Origin of the sequence: Microbulbifer agarilyticus, assembly GCF_019800665.1 — a bacterium.
Taxonomy (GTDB): domain Bacteria; phylum Pseudomonadota; class Gammaproteobacteria; order Pseudomonadales; family Cellvibrionaceae; genus Microbulbifer; species Microbulbifer agarilyticus_C.
Window position 1 is genome coordinate 209998 of sequence record NZ_JAHVKO010000003.1, and the last position, 17237, is coordinate 227234.

10 protein-coding genes are annotated in these 17237 nt (G+C 56.6%); 1 reads left to right on the plus strand and 9 read right to left on the minus strand.

Annotated features, from left to right (window positions below; all coding sequences use genetic code 11):
* Positions 1-2 precede the first annotated feature (2 nt).
* From KUV22_RS06595 to KUV22_RS06605, 3 genes are all read right to left on the minus strand, one after another.
* Complete coding sequence (locus KUV22_RS06595; protein WP_222229539.1) at positions 3-1565, minus strand: SpoVR family protein; 1563 nt, start codon at positions 1563-1565, stop codon at positions 3-5.
* Positions 1565-2845 (minus strand): YeaH/YhbH family protein, encoded by a 1281-nt coding sequence (locus KUV22_RS06600; protein ID WP_222229541.1) that lies wholly within the window; start codon positions 2843-2845, stop codon positions 1565-1567. The genes KUV22_RS06595 and KUV22_RS06600 overlap by 1 nt, the downstream gene beginning before the upstream one ends.
* A gap of 249 nt (positions 2846-3094) precedes the next feature.
* Entirely contained in the window at positions 3095-5017 is a 1923-nt protein-coding gene (locus tag KUV22_RS06605; protein ID WP_222229543.1) for a PrkA family serine protein kinase, read from the minus strand.
* A 406-nt stretch (positions 5018-5423) separates the two neighbouring features.
* Between KUV22_RS06605 and galE the strand changes: the two genes are divergently transcribed.
* Complete coding sequence (galE, locus tag KUV22_RS06610; RefSeq protein ID WP_222229545.1) at positions 5424-6449, plus strand: UDP-glucose 4-epimerase GalE; 1026 nt, start codon at positions 5424-5426, stop codon at positions 6447-6449.
* 102 nt (positions 6450-6551) lie between these two features.
* Here galE and pulA read toward each other — a convergent pair whose 3' ends face one another.
* From pulA to KUV22_RS06640, 6 genes are all read right to left on the minus strand, one after another.
* Complete coding sequence (pulA, locus tag KUV22_RS06615; protein WP_261319242.1) at positions 6552-10010, minus strand: pullulanase-type alpha-1,6-glucosidase; 3459 nt, start codon at positions 10008-10010, stop codon at positions 6552-6554.
* Between the two features lie 316 nt (positions 10011-10326).
* Positions 10327-11151, minus strand: coding sequence for a symmetrical bis(5'-nucleosyl)-tetraphosphatase (locus KUV22_RS06620; RefSeq protein ID WP_077400085.1), 825 nt, complete (start codon positions 11149-11151; stop codon positions 10327-10329).
* 12 nt (positions 11152-11163) lie between these two features.
* On the minus strand, positions 11164-11982 hold the full coding sequence (gene rsmA, locus KUV22_RS06625) for a 16S rRNA (adenine(1518)-N(6)/adenine(1519)-N(6))-dimethyltransferase RsmA (protein ID WP_222229546.1): 819 nt from the start codon (positions 11980-11982) through the stop codon (positions 11164-11166).
* A gap of 62 nt (positions 11983-12044) precedes the next feature.
* Positions 12045-13049: a 4-hydroxythreonine-4-phosphate dehydrogenase PdxA gene (pdxA, locus tag KUV22_RS06630; protein ID WP_222229549.1), complete on the minus strand. Its 1005-nt coding sequence runs from the start codon at positions 13047-13049 to the stop codon at positions 12045-12047.
* A 6-nt stretch (positions 13050-13055) separates the two neighbouring features.
* Entirely contained in the window at positions 13056-14420 is a 1365-nt protein-coding gene (locus tag KUV22_RS06635; RefSeq protein ID WP_222229551.1) for a peptidylprolyl isomerase, read from the minus strand.
* Complete coding sequence (locus KUV22_RS06640) at positions 14420-17026, minus strand: LPS-assembly protein LptD (protein WP_222229553.1); 2607 nt, start codon at positions 17024-17026, stop codon at positions 14420-14422. The genes KUV22_RS06635 and KUV22_RS06640 overlap by 1 nt, the downstream gene beginning before the upstream one ends.
* Positions 17027-17237 lie beyond the last annotated feature (211 nt).

Sequence of the window (17237 nt, forward strand, 5' to 3'; positions counted from 1 at the left end):
TATCAGATCGGCTTTGGCACCAGCATGGACTCTTCCAATTCTGATCGGTCTCTTCCCTGCTCTGGACAATGATAGCTCGCGGTGATTTCATCGCCGTTGAGGCTATGCAGATGCACGTCGAATCCCCACAGCCGATGCAAATGCTTGAGTACCTCGAGTGTGTCTTTACCCAGAGGTCGGCGCTGATGCTGTGTGTGGTGCAGGGTGATCGATCGGTCGCCGCGGGTATCGACGGAGTACACCTGGATGTTTGGCTCGCGATTGCCCAGGTTGTATTGCCCGGCAAGCTTCGCTCTCAGCTCCCGATAGCCATCCTCATTGTGGATGGCTCCCACCTCAATTTCTTTCTCGCGATCGTCATCGGAGATGCAGAACAACTTCATGTCCCGCATCACCTTCGGTGACAGGAACTGCAGGATAAAGCTTTCGTCCTTGAAGTCGCGCATTGCGAACTGCAGGGTTTCTTTCCAGTTACTACCGGCAATGTCCGGGAACCAGGCACGATCCTCGTCGGTGGGGTTCTCACAGATGCGGCGCAGGTCGGTAAAAATACTGAAACCCAGCGCGTAAGGATTGATGCCGTTGTAGTAGGGGCTGTCATACGGTGGCTGGTAGATCACACTGGTGTGGCTGCTCAGGAACTCCATCATAAAGCCATCGGTGACCTTACCCTTGGCGTGCAACTCGTTAAGCAGGGTGTAGTGCCAGAAGGTTGCCCAGCCTTCGTTCATTACCTGGGTCTGGCGCTGTGGGTAAAAGTACTGCGCCATTTTGCGCACGATGCGTATCAGTTCGCGCTGCCAGTTTTCCAGTAGCGGTGCATTTTTTTCGATAAAGTAGAGCAGGTTTTCCTGCGGTTCATCGGGGAAGCGCTGTACCGTCGCTTCTTCTTCGCCGCCCCCCAGTTTGGGGATGGTTCGCCACAGATCATTTAACTGGCGCTGCCGATATTCTTCGCGTTCTTTCTGACGGCGCTCCTCTTCGTGGGCGGAAATCGGGTAGGGGCGCTTGTAGCGGTCTACGCCGTAATTCATCAGCGCGTGACAGCTGTCCAGCAACGCCTCTACTTCATCAACGCCATAGCGCTCTTCGCAGCGGGCAATATAGTTTTTTGCAAACAGCAGGTAATCGATGATGCTGCTGGCATCGGTCCAGGTGCGGAACAGGTAGTTGCCCTTGAAGAAAGAGTTGTGCCCGTAGCAGGCATGCGCGATGACCAGCGCCTGCATGGTCATAGTGTTTTCTTCCATCAGGTAGGCGATACACGGATTGGAATTGATCACAATCTCGTAGGCCAGGCCCATACGTCCGCGCTGGTAGTTGTTCTCCACACTGATGAACTGCTTACCGAAGGACCAGTGGTTGTAGCCCACTGGCATGCCCACGGACGAGTACGCATCCATCATCTGCTCGGAGCTGATCACCTCAATCTGGTTGGGGTAGGTGTCGAGGCCAAATTCTTTGGCCAGCAGCGCGATTTCCCGGTCGTACTCTTGAATGAGTTCGAAGGTCCACTCTGAGGTGGTGGAGATGGGCTGCTTGTTATTGAGTGCTGTATCAAGCATCAGGCGGCAACCTTCTGGGTAAATAGCTGGCGGAATACCGGGTAGATATCGCCGACATCAATGATCTGTTCCATGGCGAAGTGCTCCGGGAACACATCCGCCACGCTTTGGTATTCATCCCACAGGGCTTGGTGGTCTCGCGGCGTAATTTCCACATAGGAGTAGTACTGCACGTGCGGCATGATGTCGTCGATGAGAATTTTGTGGCAGGTGCTGGAGTCGTCGTTCCAGTTGTCGCCATCGGATGCCTGGGCACCGTAAATATTCCACTCACTGGCGGGATAGCGTTCCCGCATGATGTTGCGCATCATCTTCAGCGCGCTGGATACGATGGTGCCGCCGGTTTCGCGAGAGTAGAAAAATTCCTGTTCGTCCACTTCCTTGGCACTGGTGTGATGGCGAATAAACACGATCTCGGTGTATTCATAGCTGCGCTGCAGGAACAGGTAGAGCAGCAAGAAAAACCGCTTGGCCATATCCTTCGTGGCCTGGTTCATGGAGCCGGATACATCCATCAAACAGAACATCACCGCCTTGGAGCTGGGGCGAGGCTGTTTCACCAGCAGGTTGTACTTGAGGTCAAAGTCGTCAAGGAAAGGGATGCGACCCACGCGGGCACGCAGATCTTCAATCTTTACGCGCAGCTCATCCAGCTTGCGCTGGTCGCGCAGCGCCGGATCCTTTTCTTCTTCTGCCAGTAACTCCTGTTCCAGCAGTTTCAGGTTGCGACGCTTGCCGCCGCTCAGCGCAATGCGGCGTGCATTTGCCGCGCGCATGGAGCGAACTACATTCAGCCGTCCGGGCGTTCCCTCGTTGCAAATGCCTGCGCGCACGACGTGAAAGGCATCGTTGCCGGCAAGCTTGCGCTTGACCATGTTCGGAAGCTCGAGGCCTTCGAACATGAACTCAAGGAATTCATCTTGTGAAATTTGGAAGGCGAACTCATCCATTCCCTCGCCACTATCACTGGCGCCACTGCCGCCACTGCCCTGACCCTGCCCCTGTCCGGGACGTGGGATCCGGTCGCCGGTGACAAACTCTTTATTGCCCGGCAAAACCTGTTCCATATGGCCACCGCGTCCATTGGAGAAGATCGGCTCATTGAGGTCGCGGGTGGGGATGCTGATCTTTTCACCTTTACCTAAATCGGTGATCGATCGGCTATTCATAGCTTCGCCGACAGCTTTCTTGATGTGCGCCTTGTAACGCCGTAAAAAACGCTGGCGATTCACGGTGCTTTTCTTTTTGCCATTCAGGCGACGGTCGATGATGTAGCTCATAGTACTGCCTTATATTGCTGACCTAGGCCGCTGCAAATTCGGCATATGCCAAGCAATCAATACCAACTACGCTGCCTACGGAGCTGGATGGGTTGTCTGAAGGCCCTGACACCGGTGGAGCTCTTCGAGACTGTCCGTCGGAGGGACCCGACGGACAAGCCCCCAGGGATGGGTTCACGGCGTGTCTCGGAGAGCTCCACCGGTGGCAGGGCCGCCACCGTCGGACTTCAAGACACAAACCCCGATTGATTACTGAGACTTGCGCACCCGCAGATACCACTCGGAGAGCAGTCGCACCTGCTTCTCGGTATAGCCGCGTTCCACCATCCGTGCGACAAAGTCCGCGTGTTTCTTCTGGTCGTCCGCAGACGCCTTGGTGTTAAACGAAATGACCGGCAGCAGATCCTCGGTGTTCGAGAACATTTTTTTCTCGATGACTGCTTTAAGCTTCTCGTAGGATCTCCAGTCCGGATTCTTGCCCTGGTTGCCGGCACGGGCGCGCAGGACAAAGTTGACGATTTCGTTGCGGAAATCCTTCGGATTGGAAATGCCCGCGGGCTTCTCGGTTTTTTCCAGTTCCTCATTCAGTGCCGCGCGATCCAGAATCTCACCGGTTTCCGGGTCGCGGTATTCCTGATCCTGAATCCAGAAGTCGGCGTAAGTCACGTAGCGATCGAACAGGTTCTGGCCGTACTCGGCATAGGATTCCAGGTATGCGGTCTGGATTTCCTTGCCGATAAAGTCCACATAGCGCGGCGCCAGGTATTCCTTGATAAAACCCAGATAATTTTCCTGAATCTCCGGAGGGAACTGCTCCTGCTCAATCTGCTGTTCCAGCACATACAACAGATGCACCGGGTTGGCGGCCACTTCGGTCGCGTCGAAGTTGAACACCTTGGACAGGATCTTGAACGCGAACCGGGTAGAGAGGCCGTTCATTCCCTCATCGACACCGGAATTGTCGCGGTACTCCTGAATGGTCTTCGCCTTGGGATCTGTGTCTTTCAGATTCTCGCCGTCATAGACCCGCATCTTGGAAAACACACTGGAGTTTTCCGGGTTCTTGATGCGTGACAGCACCGAGAATTGTGCCAGCATGCGCAGGGTGTCGGGCGCACAGGGCGCTTTCGACAGCGAACTGTTTTCCAGCAGCTTGTCGTAGATACGGATCTCTTCCTGAACCCGCAGGCAATAGGGCACCTTGACGATATAGATGCGGTCGAGGAAGGCCTCGTTATTGCGATTGTTGCGGAACGACTGCCACTCAGACTCGTTGGAGTGCGCCAGGATCACGCCGTTGAATGGAATGGCACCCAGCCCTTCGGTACTGTTGTAGTTGCCTTCCTGGGTTGCGGTCAGCAGTGGGTGCAGCACCTTGATTGGCGCCTTGAACATCTCCACAAATTCCATCAGGCCCTGGTTCGACCGGCACAGGCTGCCGGAGAAACTGTAGGCATCCGGGTCGTTCTGCGGGAAATCTTCCAGCTTGCGGATATCGACCTTGCCCACCAGGGCAGAAATATCCTGGTTGTTCTCGTCCCCAGGCTCCGTTTTGGCAATTGCCTGCTGATCCAGGATCGATGGGCGGATTTTGACCACCTTGAATTTGGTGATGTCGCCGTTGTATTCGTGCAGGCGCTTGACGGCCCAGGGGGACATAATGGTGTTTACATAGCGGCGCGGGATGCCGTAGTCCTCTTCCAGGATCTGGCCGTCCTCGGTGGGCGAGAAGAGTGCTAGTGGTGATTCAAACACCGGGGACCCTTTAATGGCATAAATGGGGATCTGCTCCATCAGCGCCTTGAGTCGTTCGGCCAGAGATGACTTGCCGCCACCCACCGGACCCAGCAGGTACAAAATCTGTTTCTTCTCTTCCAGCCCCTGGGCCGCATGGCGGAAGAAGGAAACGATCTGCTCGATCGCTTCTTCCATGCCATAGAATTCGCTGAACGCCTTGTAGCGCTTGATGACCTTGTTGGAGAAGATACGTGAGAGTCGTGGGTCGCGGGAGGTATCCACCAGCTCGGCTTCACCGATGGCCATCAGCATGCGCTCTGCCGGGGAGGCATAGGCGCTGCGGTCGTTTTTGCACAGCTCCAGGTACTCCTGGATGGTGAGTTCTTCCTCCTGAATCGACTCATAGCGTTCCAGGTAGTGATTGAATATCGACATGGTTTACGACTCCCTGTAGCGTACCGCGTCAGTAATCGGCCTCCTGCCGTGGAGTGCCAACTGCGCTGCAGCGTGTGATGACCGCGAATACATCCCGCAAACTATTTCCGGTGAGACTGGAAGAGCGGGAACGCTATCGTTATTACCTATTGAGTGCGCGACGATGCTGCTGTCGCAACAGGGGCCTGCTAACAGGTCCCGCACTTTCAGGATAGTCAGCGCTGTGGCCTTGAAAGGTGGATAGTGACAAGATGCGTCGATTGGCGCGTCAGTTTTGCGAAGCGGATTGACGACGTAAAATCCGTCACAGGTAATCGGGTGCAATAACACCCTGGTTGTATTTGGCCCGAATAATGGCTCTTGCGCGGGCAGAGGCCAGAAGAATGGAAGAGGAATTGGGGGACAGATGAAGATTTTGGTGACCGGAGGCGCGGGGTATATCGGCAGTCACACCTGCGTGGAGCTGATTGAGGCCGGCTTTGAGCCAATAGTGGTGGATAACCTGTATAACAGCAGTGAGGAAGCCCTGCAGCGCGTCGAAGCGATCACCGGCCACTCGGTACCGCTCCACAAGGTGGATATTACCGATGCGGCAGCGTTGCGTCGTGTATTCGCGCAATACGAGATACAGGCGGTGATTCACTTTGCCGGGCTCAAGGCGGTGGGAGAATCTGTTGCTCAACCACTGCGTTATTATCAGAACAATGTCGCCGGTACCCTGACCCTGTGTGAGGTGATGGAAGAAGCGGGCGTCCGCCAGTTAATCTTCAGTTCCTCCGCCACCGTTTATGGAGACCCGGAGACTGTGCCCATTCGCGAAGACTTCCCTACTGGGGCTACTAATCCATATGGAGCCAGCAAACTGATTGTTGAGGATATGCTGCGCGACCTGTGCAAGGCGCCGGGCAACCAGTGGAAAGTTACCTTGCTGCGTTATTTCAATCCGATCGGTGCCCATGTAAGCGGCACCATTGGCGAAGATCCGGCGGGTATTCCGAACAACCTGCTACCTTACGTAGCTCAGGTCGCGGTCGGACGTCTGCCGCAGTTACAGGTCTTCGGCGATGATTATGACACACAGGATGGCACCGGGGTGCGCGACTATATTCATGTGGTAGATCTGGCGCGCGGCCACCTGGCAGCGCTTACCAAGCTTGAGGATGGAGCTACAGAGGCAGGTTGCTATACTTATAACCTCGGCACCGGCCGTGGCAGCTCGGTGCTGGAAATCGTGCAGGCCTTTGCCGAAACGGCTGGCAAAGAAATTCCCTATGCGATTGTTCCGCGTCGCGCAGGTGACATTGCCGAGTGTTACGCCGACCCAGCGTTTGCCGAGCGAGAGCTGAAGTGGAAAGCTGAGTTTGATTTGAAGCGTATGGTGGAAGATACCTGGCGCTGGCAGTCGCAGAACCCACAGGGATATGGCAAGTAGCTCTTGACGGTAAGTCGCTCTTGGCAAGGAAGCGCCTAAAAGACGGCAATAAAAAACCCGGCATATAGCCGGGTTTTTTATTGCCTGATAACGGGTCGCTAATTAGAAGAAGCGGCGACGCAGCAGAGCAGCGGCGAGCAGAGCGAGGAGGGCGAAGCCGGTGGCGCCGCCACTGGAGTCGTTGTCCTCATCCTCACCTTGGTCATCTTCCAGCTCTTCCTCATCTTCGGGGATAGAGCTGTCGTCTTCACGGGCCAGGGTGAACACCGCAGTGGTACGTGCTGGAACAGTGAACACGCCAGCGTCTGCGGTTGCATCGGCCAGTGCCTCATCTGCGGATGCCTGCTGCACTTCGTGCAGGGCAAACGGCAATTCCGCGGCGGATGCGAGGGTAAACTCCTGCGCTTCCGCACCGCCGTTGAACAGCACCAGGATCTGCGAGGTCTCTTCATCAAAGTCGCCGGCTGGATCGTTCAAATGCATGGCGATCAGCCCGGGGATCTGCTCGGGACCAGTGTTGGCAAAGGACACCACAGAATCAATCGCTTCCTTGGTGGGCAGACGGAACAGTTTGCTGCTGCCGCGGATCTGCAGTTGCTCTTTGAATACCGCTAGCGCAAATTCGCGATCGGACTGCTGTGGTGCAATATCCGGGTTCGCCAGCAGCGGTGCCATTAGCTCCCACTTGTCTTCATTCTTGTCAGCGATCGGCAGGCCGGCGGCCCAATTGTCGGTGGCAAGGGAGTAGTCGATGGCGTTGAACCAGTCACCGGAGTTATAACTGTCGCGGTCCATGGACTTGGAGCGCAGGATTTCCTGGCCCGCATGGATGAACGGAACACCCTGGGCGAACATCACCAGCGAGGTGCTGAAGTTCTGCAGACGCACACGGTCCGCCAGGCTGGTGGTGCTATTGGCCTTGATCTGGATGCCGTCAAACAGCGTCTCGTTGTCGTGCGCGGCGACGTAGTTGATCGACTCCTGTGGGTCCGCGGTATAGCCCGTAGCCTGACCATTGTACTCCAGTTGGGCGCCGGTCATGGTGGTGCCGTTTGAAGTTTCCAACTCGTAACCTGCCAGGTTACCGGCGAGGGTGATACGTACTTTGTCTGCTAGGGTCAAAAGAGTAGCACGCTCATCATCACCGCCGAATTTACCATTGCTATCGGTAAACAGGCCGGTACTGAAGCCCTGTTCCTCAAAGCCACCGAACGGGTTGCCACCACGCGCGGAATCGCGAATGCGATCGTTGAAGGTGCCGACGCCGGTGCCTGCCATATTGCCCTGACGTGCCTGCTCAAAGCGTGCATCATCAACAACTTCACCAAAGTTCCAGCCTTCGCCGTACAGGTAAATGGACGAGCCATCTACGCCGTCTGTTTCGGTGGTGAGCGCTTCCATATCCGCTGCCACATTGAGGATGTTTTGCTTGGTGTGATGCCCCATCAGGTCAAAGCGGAATCCATCCACCTTGTAGGCGGTGGCCCAGACCTTCATGGAGTCGCGCATCAGCTTCTCCATCATGGCGTGCTCACTGGCGGTATTCGCGCAGCAGCTACTCATTTCCACAAAGCCTTCACCGTTGCGGCGGTGGTAATAGCCTGGAACGATTTTGTCGAGAATGGACTTGTCGTACTGAGCAAACGAGCTGGTGTGGTTGTACACCACATCCATCACCACGCGCAGGCCAACGTCGCTCAGCGATTGCACCATCTCGCGGAATTCGATAATGCGCTGTACACCGTTGGGATCGGTGGAGTAGCTACCTTCGGGCACGGTGAAGTGCAGTGGGTCATATCCCCAGTTGAAGCCATCCTCATCACGGATCGCGTTCACCGCTGCCTGCTGCTCACTGCTGTCCGCCATGTAGACGCTGAGGTCTTCGGTGGTTTTCTGTGCGGAGCGATCTTCATTCACCGTGGCGAAATCGAATGCCGGCAACAGGTGTACATGGGTCAGGCCCGCTGCCGCCAGTTCTGCCAGGTGCAGGCTACCGCGACCGTCTTCAGCAAATGCTGCGAAGGTGCCGCGAGCCGCTTCACTCACCATGTCGTCCGCAATACTAAAATCGCGCACGTGCAGTTCATAAATGGAGATATCTTCCGCCGCATCGAGAGACGGTTTCATTACCGAGTCCCAACCTTCAGGCTTCAGGTCATCATCATTCAGATTGACGATCTGGGTCTTGTAGGAGTTGGTGGACAGGCTCAGAGAGTAGGGGTCGGAAACCCAGTTGTTTTCGATTGCTCGTGTCGCGTAGGAATAGACTTCCACTTCGTACATATAGAACTTGCGGTCCCAGTCGATGCTGGTGGAAGCCGTCCACACGCCGTTGCTTTCCGTCATCACTACATTGCTGCTGGGTTCTAACTGATCGCCACTGTCGAACAGGTGTACCTTGACGGATTTTGCGGTTGGCGCCCACAGTGCGAATTCGACGGCGTTCTCGCCAACGGTGGCTCCGAGAGTACCTTCATACGCAAAAGCGTCATCTAGCAGACCCGGCATTTGAATACCGGTGGCATCCACAATTGCGCCTTCTGCATCAAAAATGGCAACCGCCAGCTGGCCTTTTACCAGCGCGGACAAATCCGCAGTTTCGGGCACGGTAAGGGCTGTTGAATTCGCAAGGTGTGGGAATTTAGCGAGGGCTTCTTCGGACGCGCCATTTGCATTTACTGTCAGCGCAATTTCGCTATCACCGGAAACGCCGTCAGGACCCAGGGTAAGTGCGGCGCTGTCGCTGACAACCAGTTTGGCGCTGCCGCCTTCTGGCATGGTAACCGGCCACAGTATAGTGCTGGCATCTACCCAGTGTGCCTTGTCGGTGGTCAGGTCGCCACGGGGAACGCCGTCGGTGCTGACTACGACTTTCTTGGTATTGCTGTCGAAAGCGAAGTAGATTTCTTTGCCCGCTTCTACGGTAAATGCGATGTCGGCACCGTTGTCGCCGTAGCTCTCGTCCCACCCTTCATGAAGTGCTGCTTTCATGAGGTAGTCACCGGCCGGAATTTCGTCGGTAATAAACTCGTAAATACCGTCGCCGTCTACATCCTGCAATAAAGTCTGCAGGCATTGTGGCTGCCAATCGCCTGGACAGCCCAATGCACTTTGGAAATTGCCTGCAGCAGTCACAATAGTGTGTCTAACGTTGTCAGTAATCCAGTTAGTCTCGTGGTCGTAGATGAATTTAACGGACTGCTCTGCGGTAATGTTCAGCGGGATATCTGGGCCATTAGCATCGGCGTTGCCACCATAGTTTTCATCCCAGCTGCCGTTGATCGCGACTTTATATTTGTACTCGCCCGCAGGAAGGGTGAAGGTGCCCTGCCATAGGTCATCTTCTGCGTCATAGGTAAGCTGTGATTCAGGGCAGGCTTGCTGCCACTCACCGCTGCAGCCAATTGCAGGCTGGATGGTGCCAGGAATATTGACCATGGAAAGTTCAGAGTTTGTACTCGCCTGAGCGGTACTGTGGGTGGCGGCGGCGACCGCCATGGCCAGCAGCGAACTTAATTGTACGCGGCGGGCACTCCCCCGGGAGTGTGAGGATGCTTGCATGCTCTTTGACCTTATTTTTTCTATTGTCGATTCTCTGCCAGCCACGGCTTTTATGTGTTGCCGCAGGCTGCTTCACCATCGTTACACGAGCCCCCTCAAACCGACGGGCGACTGAAATCATGTACAAAAACGGAAGATCGATTAGAGGTCAGGTGTCTGCAAGCGGCATCCCACCCGAGGGGGGCGGAGAAAAAAGTAGTCAGGGATGATTCAGAAAAGCAGAGGGGGATACGGGGGGGGAGGAAAGTGAGGTGTGAATCACATTTGTGTGAAATTTGTTCGCTAGAAGTCCGTCCCGGTACAATATTAATCGTACTTACAGCGGGCAATCGGCGCAATAAAACGATTCGTCTTCCATTTTCATCGCAGTAAGGTAGCCGCCCCAAACACAGCCGGTGTCGAGTGCGTAAACATTTTTGGTGTTGGCCTCTCCTTCCAGTGCTGCCCAGTGGCCAAAAATAATTCGGTCGTTTTTTGTTTTGCGGTTTTTGAAGCTGAACCATGGATGGTAGTCGTGGTGTGCGGCCAGCGGCCCCTGTTTTGTGACCAAGTCCAAAGTTCCGTCTTCTTTGCAGAAGCGCATACGTGTGAAGTAGTTGGTAATCGAGCGCAGTCGCTCGACCCCAATTAGGTGGTCACTCCACTTGTGTGGTTCATTGCCATACATTCCAAAGAAATAGGCTTCGGCCATTGCCGGATCCTGCAGCGCTTTGTGTACTTCGCCGGCGAGCTCCAGAGCCTTGCTCATACTCCAGATGGGCGGTATGCCCGCGTGCACCATAGAAAAGTATTTGCCATTTACTTTTTTATGCACCATCAGCGGCTGCTTTTGCAGCCAGCCCAGTAATGTATCCGCATCTTTGGCCCGCAGGATCTTCGCAAGGTCGTGCTCTTTATCGGTGAGGCGCTTGGCACCGTGGGCGATGGCGAGCAAATGCAGATCGTGGTTGCCGAGTACGGCAGTCACCTGGCTGCGGTGCTCGTACAGAAAGCGCAGAGTGCCGAGGCTGTCATGCCCACGGTGCACCATGTCACCGGCCAGCCACAATTTATCCTGATGCGGATTAAAGTCGACTTTTTTTAGAAGTCGCTGTAAGGGCTCGAAGCAGCCTTGAATATCGCCAATTGCGTAAGTAGCCAAGGTATTTCTCGTTTACTGCGCTTGGGTTTGCGGTGGAGTCAGGTTATCGCAGAAGTTTGCCAGCTCTACATACTCTTTCACGCTCAGGGTTTCCGCGCGACGGCTGGTATCCACCGGTAGTTGTTCTGGGTCTAGGTCAGGGAACAGGGGCTTCAGTGCGTTGCGCAGGGTTTTACGGCGTTGCTGGAAAGCCACACTGACAATGCGCTCCAGTAGCGCTTCGTTCTCTGCCGGATATGGCAGTGTTTGGTGGGGTACGAGGCGGACAATGGCGGAGTCTACTTTGGGGGCCGGACGGAAAGACTGCGGCGGTACCGGAAACAACCCCTGCACGCGACAGTAGTATTGGGTCATCACACTCAGTCGGCCGTAGGCTTTTACTCCGGGTACTGCGCTGAGGCGATCCACCACCTCCTTCTGCAGCATAAAGTGCATGTCTTTTACCTTGCCGCGAAAGCTCAGCAGGTGGAACAGCAGAGGGGTGGAGATGTTGTAGGGCAGGTTGCCGACGATGCGCAGCTGTTCGCCTTCTTTCACCATGCTGCCGAAATCAAATTTCAGTGCATCTTTCTCAATAATAGTGAAATCCGGGTAGTCGCGGAATTTGAACTCCAGCATGGGGATTAGATCGCGGTCCAGCTCTACTGCGGTCAGCGACGGACATTTGTCGATCAGCAGGGAAGTAATGGCGCCCTGGCCCGGGCCGATTTCCACCAGTTTGTCGGTTTCTTTGGGGCCGATGGCGCGCACAATACGCTCGATAATGTTTTCGTCGACAAGAAAGTTCTGGCCGAAGCGCTTGCGCGCCTTATGTTGGAAAAAGTTGTCCATGGAATCGTTCGTGTGGATAAGAGTTTGCGCGCCGGTCAAAAAGGCGCGCCTAAACAGCCGGCCTAAAAAGCCTGGCGTAGTTGGGCCAGTTCGATGGCCTGGTCCAGTGCCGCAATCAGGCTGCCTGTGTCAGCGATACCCTGGCCGGCAATATTGAGGGCGGTACCGTGATCCACCGAGGTGCGGATAAACGGCAGCCCGAGAGTGATATTGATTGCGCGCCCAAATCCCTTGAATTTTAACACTGGCAGGCCCTGATCGTGGTACATGGCAAGTACCGCGTCACAGCGCGCCAGTTGTGGCGGGGTAAACAGGGTGTCGGCGGGCAGCGGACCGATCAGGTTGATACCAAGTGAGCGTAGGGTATTCAGCGTGGGTTCGATTACATCGATTTCTTCCCGGCCCAGGTGCCCGCCTTCGCCGGCATGGGGGTTGAGGCCACATACGCCAATGCGCGGCTGTTCGATACGGAACTGGTCGCGCAGACTCCGGTGCAGAATCGTGAGTACCTGCTGCAGGGATTGTCCGGTAACCGCGGAGCTGACGTCTTTTAACGGCAGGTGGGTAGTCGCAAGGGCAACGCGCAGGTCATCGGCAGCGAGCATCATCACGACCTTTTCCACGCCGGCTTTTTCGGCGAAGTATTCGGTGTGCCCGCTGAAGGAGACGCCGGCCTCGTTAATGACGCCTTTGTGCACCGGCCCGGTTACCACCGCGTCAAAAGTGCGTTGTAAGCAGCCCTCCGCGGCAATGCGCAGGGTTTCCAGAACGTAGGCGCCGTTGGCAGAGTTCAATTGCCCGGGCAGGGCGGGTTCCGCCAGCGCCACCGGGACTATGTGCAGGCTAGCTGGGGGCGTTGGTTCCGCATCACGGTTACTGTCGAAGGGGATCAGTTGCAGGGGCTTACCCTGGCGCGCGGCCTCCTGCTGCAGCAGGTCCGGATCGGCGATGGCGATGATTTGTGCGCGAGTTGCGGAGGCAGGGCGCTCAGAGCTGGCAATTTTGATCGCCAGCTCCGGGCCTATCCCGGCAGGTTCGCCGGGGGTGAAGGCAATGCGAGGGACCATAAAGCGTTACTGGGGATCGTTGGCGCCCTCGGCGCTTTGCTCGGAGTCGCTGGATTCAGCATCCGGCAGTTTGATTTCCACATAGGCCTGGTCGCGAATCTCCTGGCGCCAGTTCTGCAGTTCTTCCTCGTAACGGCGGTTGCGCAGCAGGTTGGCGGCCTGGTTGCGGATGTATTGGTCTGTCATGTCCTGCTGACGGCGCTCATCCACGCGCAGGATGTGCCAGCCGAACTGGCTGCGGAAGGGCATGCTGATTTCACCGACCGGGGTGTTGTTCATGGCCTGAGTAAATTCAGGGACGAACTGACCAGGCATGGACCAGCCCAGATCGCCACCCTGCAGCATGGTGCCGATATCTTCGGAGTTGTCCTTGGCGGCATCTTCAAACTTCAGCTCACCGGCTTCGATCTTGCTGCGCAGATCGGTGAGCAGGTTGTAGGCAGCGTCGTCATCACGGATGGCTGAGGTTTTTACCAGAATATGGCGCACCTTGGTCTGTTCCACCACCTGCTCGGTAGCGCCGCGCTGCTGATGGATCTTCAGCATGTGGAAACCGGCATCGCTGCGGAAGGGCTTCGTGGTTTCACCCACCTTCACGCCGTCCAGCGCATCCGCAAACAGGGTCGGCAGCTCAACGGGTTTACGCCAACCCAGATCACCGCCTTGCAGGGCGTTCTGGCCGGAGGAGTTGGAAATAGCGAGGGCGCGGAAATCTTCGCCGCCAGTGGCCTTCTCATAAACTGCATCAGCTTTTTCACGCGCTGCCGTGACTTCTTCGGCAGGGGCGCTGGAACTTACCGCGATCAGGATATGACCAAGTTCATATTGGGGAGACTTCCAGAACTCGCCTTCTTTGGAGCGCAGGAAGTTATTGATGTCCTGATCGGTGATCTGAATACGGCGGCTCACGCTGCCTTGCTCCACCCGGCGAATGATCAGTTCCTGGCGAATTTGCTGGCGGAAGGCATTGTTGGAGATACCGTCCACTTCAAGCTTTTGCTGAAACTGGGCCGGAGACAGGTTCATGTTCTGCTGTACCCGCGCGATCGCCTGATCGAGTTCTTCTTCGGAAATGGTGACACCGGCGCGTGCACCCATCTGCAGCTGCAGGCGTTCGACGATAAGCTGCTCCAGTACCTGGCGACGCAGCACGTCCATTGGCGGCGCCTGTACATTTTGCGCGGCGATCTGCTGACTGATGGTGTTGATGCGCTGTTGCAGCTCACTGGCCATGACCACGTCGTCGTCCACTACGGCTACCACACCGTCCAGTTGTTGAACCTGGGCCCAGGTGGGAAGCGCGATCGCGCTGGCGGCGGCTGCTGCCAGCAGGCCGCGGCGAAGAGAGGTGAACATCTGCATTATTGTCATCACTGTTTCAGTACTTCTCGTTGTTCAAAGTTGGCAATGCCCTGGGACAGAATACGGCTGACTGAGCCGCCCAGGCCCGCTAGGCCCTTCAGCTGCAGTTCAATATAGACACCTTCGTCGAACTCCAGCTCTTCCGGCGGTACGACGTCGGCCAGGTCATTGTCCAGTTCGCGGCGCCACAGCACCCGGGTGCGGTAGCAGCATGTGTCATATTCGAGTCCCGCCAGGTATTCCAGTTCCCTGTCGAAGGTGAAATCGTAGTTGGCGCGAGCCAGGACCGAAAGGCGATCATTTATTGGCCAGGCTGCAGAAATGTCGGCCTGGCGTACCGGTCCCTGCACCAGGAAGGTGTCGGTCGGATCGAGGCGCTCTTCCTTGCGCAGGTAGCGGTAGCTTACGTTAAACAGGCGAAAATCGTTATCCAGGTAGCGCAGGGTAACGTTGCCGCGGTTAATCGTGTTATCGCTGTCGTGGTAGATCAGCTCACTGCTGATGCGCAGGTCGCCCGTGGGGCGGCTCTCCAGACGCGCGGCAAACTCGGAGCGCGGCACGTCCTCGATAAACCCTGCCAGCTCAATGCGGCTGTCATTGGAGTAGAAGATCTGCCCCACACTGGCGGCAAACAGGTCGCGGCCGCTGCGCGGGTCGATAAACCGGGTGGTCAGGCCAAGGGCGGCGCGGTCGGCATCATCGATTCGATCGTTGCCGTTAAAGCGGCTGTCGCGGAACAGTTGGTCGTAGCTAAAGGTAAACAGCGACGTGTCGTACAGCAGGTCGTTGCCACCGTCTACGGGACTGGTGCTGACATTCAGGAAATCTGATTGATCCGCGTTAGAGCTTGCGAGCAGGAACAGGCGCGGCTCCAGAGTTTGCACGTACTCCCGCGAAAACAGGTTGCCATCGCGTTCGAAGAACAGGCCGCTATCAATAGACAGTTGCGCCGCCGCGGCCTCGGGGGTGTCCATGTCTGGATTTTCGAGGAAGGTGTCGGACAGCTCGTAACCGAGATAGATACCGGCCACCTGCGGGTTGAAAAAACCCCACAACCATTGCTTGTCCCAGCCGTAGCTGTAGTCCACCCGCGCACGGCGCGCATTTACGAAATTGCGGGTGCTGGTGGTAACGCTGCCCGGATCATTGACGTCGGCAATGAATTGGATGGTCTGGGTATCCTGATGGTCGAAGCTGGTGATCTCATGGTCGAGCATCAGGTGCCAGTCGTTCCACTTGTAGTTGCCATTCACATTGATGCGCGGCAGCTGGCTATAGGTATCGAAGCGGTCTTTGGACAGCTGCTGATATTCCTGCACACGCACGCTGGCGTTCCAGTGCTCCAGGGTCAGGCTGGCTTCCGCCGTCTGATTGAGGTTGGTAAGCGCTCGCGAACTCACGTTGGCCGGTGCTTTCAACTCGGCGGTGTCGAGGTCGCGGAAATAGTCTGGGTCACTGACCTTGGAGAAATCGATGCGGGTGCGCCACGGTCCCCCGTTACCGCCTACCTGGTCTAAATTCACATACCAGCGGTCTTCGCCTTTGGCGGGTAATACCAGCTCTTCCGGGAAGCCTTCATTAATCAGGCGTCGCGCGTCGTCGTCGTCGCCACCCTTGTCGTCGGGCAGGCCAGCGAGGCGTGCCTCGGTGCTGAACCATTCGCTGAGATGGCGGGCTTCCACTTCCAGGCCGGTGCCGCGGTGCTGGATATAGCGCGGAGCAATGGTGGCATCCATTTGCGGAGCGATGTTCCAGTAGTAGGGCACCGCGATGTCCCAGCCGTTGTCATCGCTAGTGCTGATACTGGGGAACAGGAAGCCAGACATGCGCTCATCCCCTACCGGGAAGCGCATGTAGGGAAAATAGAATACGGGGATATCGGCAATTTCCAGGCGCACGTTACGCGCGGTGCCTTGGCGCTCAACATTGTCGATGGTGATTTCACCACCGATCATGCGCCAGAAAACGTCGTCCGGTTCACAGCGCGTATAGTTACCTTGCGTCAGAATCAGCTCCCCGCTGGCCTCGCGGGAGGCAAAACGCGCGGAACCGTGCACGGATTCTTCGTGGACCACATAGGTCGCGTCTTCAATGGAGGCCGCCTTGCTGTCGGTGTGTACCTCGGCGGCCTTGCCGCGCACCAGCATGCCGGGCTCGCGCATTTCGATGGCGCCACTCAGGTAGGCGGTGTTTTCTGCGCGGTTGACGTTTACCTGATCGGCAAACAGCTGACGGTAGCCCTGGGTGATGTGCACATTGCCGCGCAATTGCGCCGTGCCGTCTTCCAGCCAGTCGGAGCTGTCGGCGGTGGCGCGCAGTGGCGCGCCTTCCGGCAGCTCGTCGGCATTGGGGTAGTCGCGTGCGGGCTCGATAAACATACCGCCGCAGATCGGTGAGATCTGGTTGCGCAGGTAAGGCTCCAGCTGGCCTCTGGGAAACCAGTCCAGATAGAGGTACGGATTTTCTTCGAGCTGAGTTGAAGCGACGTCGCTGTCCGCGGCAGCAGCGAGCGGCCACAGGGCATGGGCAGCGAGCAGGCCGAAAGCGAGGGGGCGGGGGCGTGATAATTGTCCAATGGCCAGCGCAAGGCTGCGCCAGCGGGAAGCTTCCAGCATCGAGTGATTGGTTCCAGCTATCTTTAGAGTCTGTCTTGGATTCTGGCCGTTGGCGAGAGTTGCGCGAATGGCGTCAAAAAGTACGAATCGGCGAAGTTTGAACCGGTCCGCAAAATCAGCGGTCGATTCTACTTGAATGGTTGCGGCCATGGAAACCGGCCGCGCAAAGATTAGCGGGTGAACCGCGTGGCGGGTGTCGTTACAATGCCGG

Coding starts and splice junctions, on each gene's coding strand:
- KUV22_RS06595 (WP_222229539.1), bottom strand. CDS start 1,565: ATGCTTGATACAGCACTCAATAACAAGCAGCCCATCTCCACCACCTCA.
- KUV22_RS06600 (WP_222229541.1), bottom strand. CDS start 2,845: ATGAGCTACATCATCGACCGTCGCCTGAATGGCAAAAAGAAAAGCACC.
- KUV22_RS06605 (WP_222229543.1), bottom strand. CDS start 5,017: ATGTCGATATTCAATCACTACCTGGAACGCTATGAGTCGATTCAGGAG.
- galE (WP_222229545.1), top strand. CDS start 5,424: ATGAAGATTTTGGTGACCGGAGGCGCGGGGTATATCGGCAGTCACACC.
- pulA (WP_261319242.1), bottom strand. CDS start 10,010: ATGCAAGCATCCTCACACTCCCGGGGGAGTGCCCGCCGCGTACAATTA.
- rsmA (WP_222229546.1), bottom strand. CDS start 11,982: ATGGACAACTTTTTCCAACATAAGGCGCGCAAGCGCTTCGGCCAGAAC.
- pdxA (WP_222229549.1), bottom strand. CDS start 13,049: ATGGTCCCTCGCATTGCCTTCACCCCCGGCGAACCTGCCGGGATAGGC.
- KUV22_RS06635 (WP_222229551.1), bottom strand. CDS start 14,420: ATGACAATAATGCAGATGTTCACCTCTCTTCGCCGCGGCCTGCTGGCA.
- KUV22_RS06640 (WP_222229553.1), bottom strand. CDS start 17,026: ATGCTGGAAGCTTCCCGCTGGCGCAGCCTTGCGCTGGCCATTGGACAA.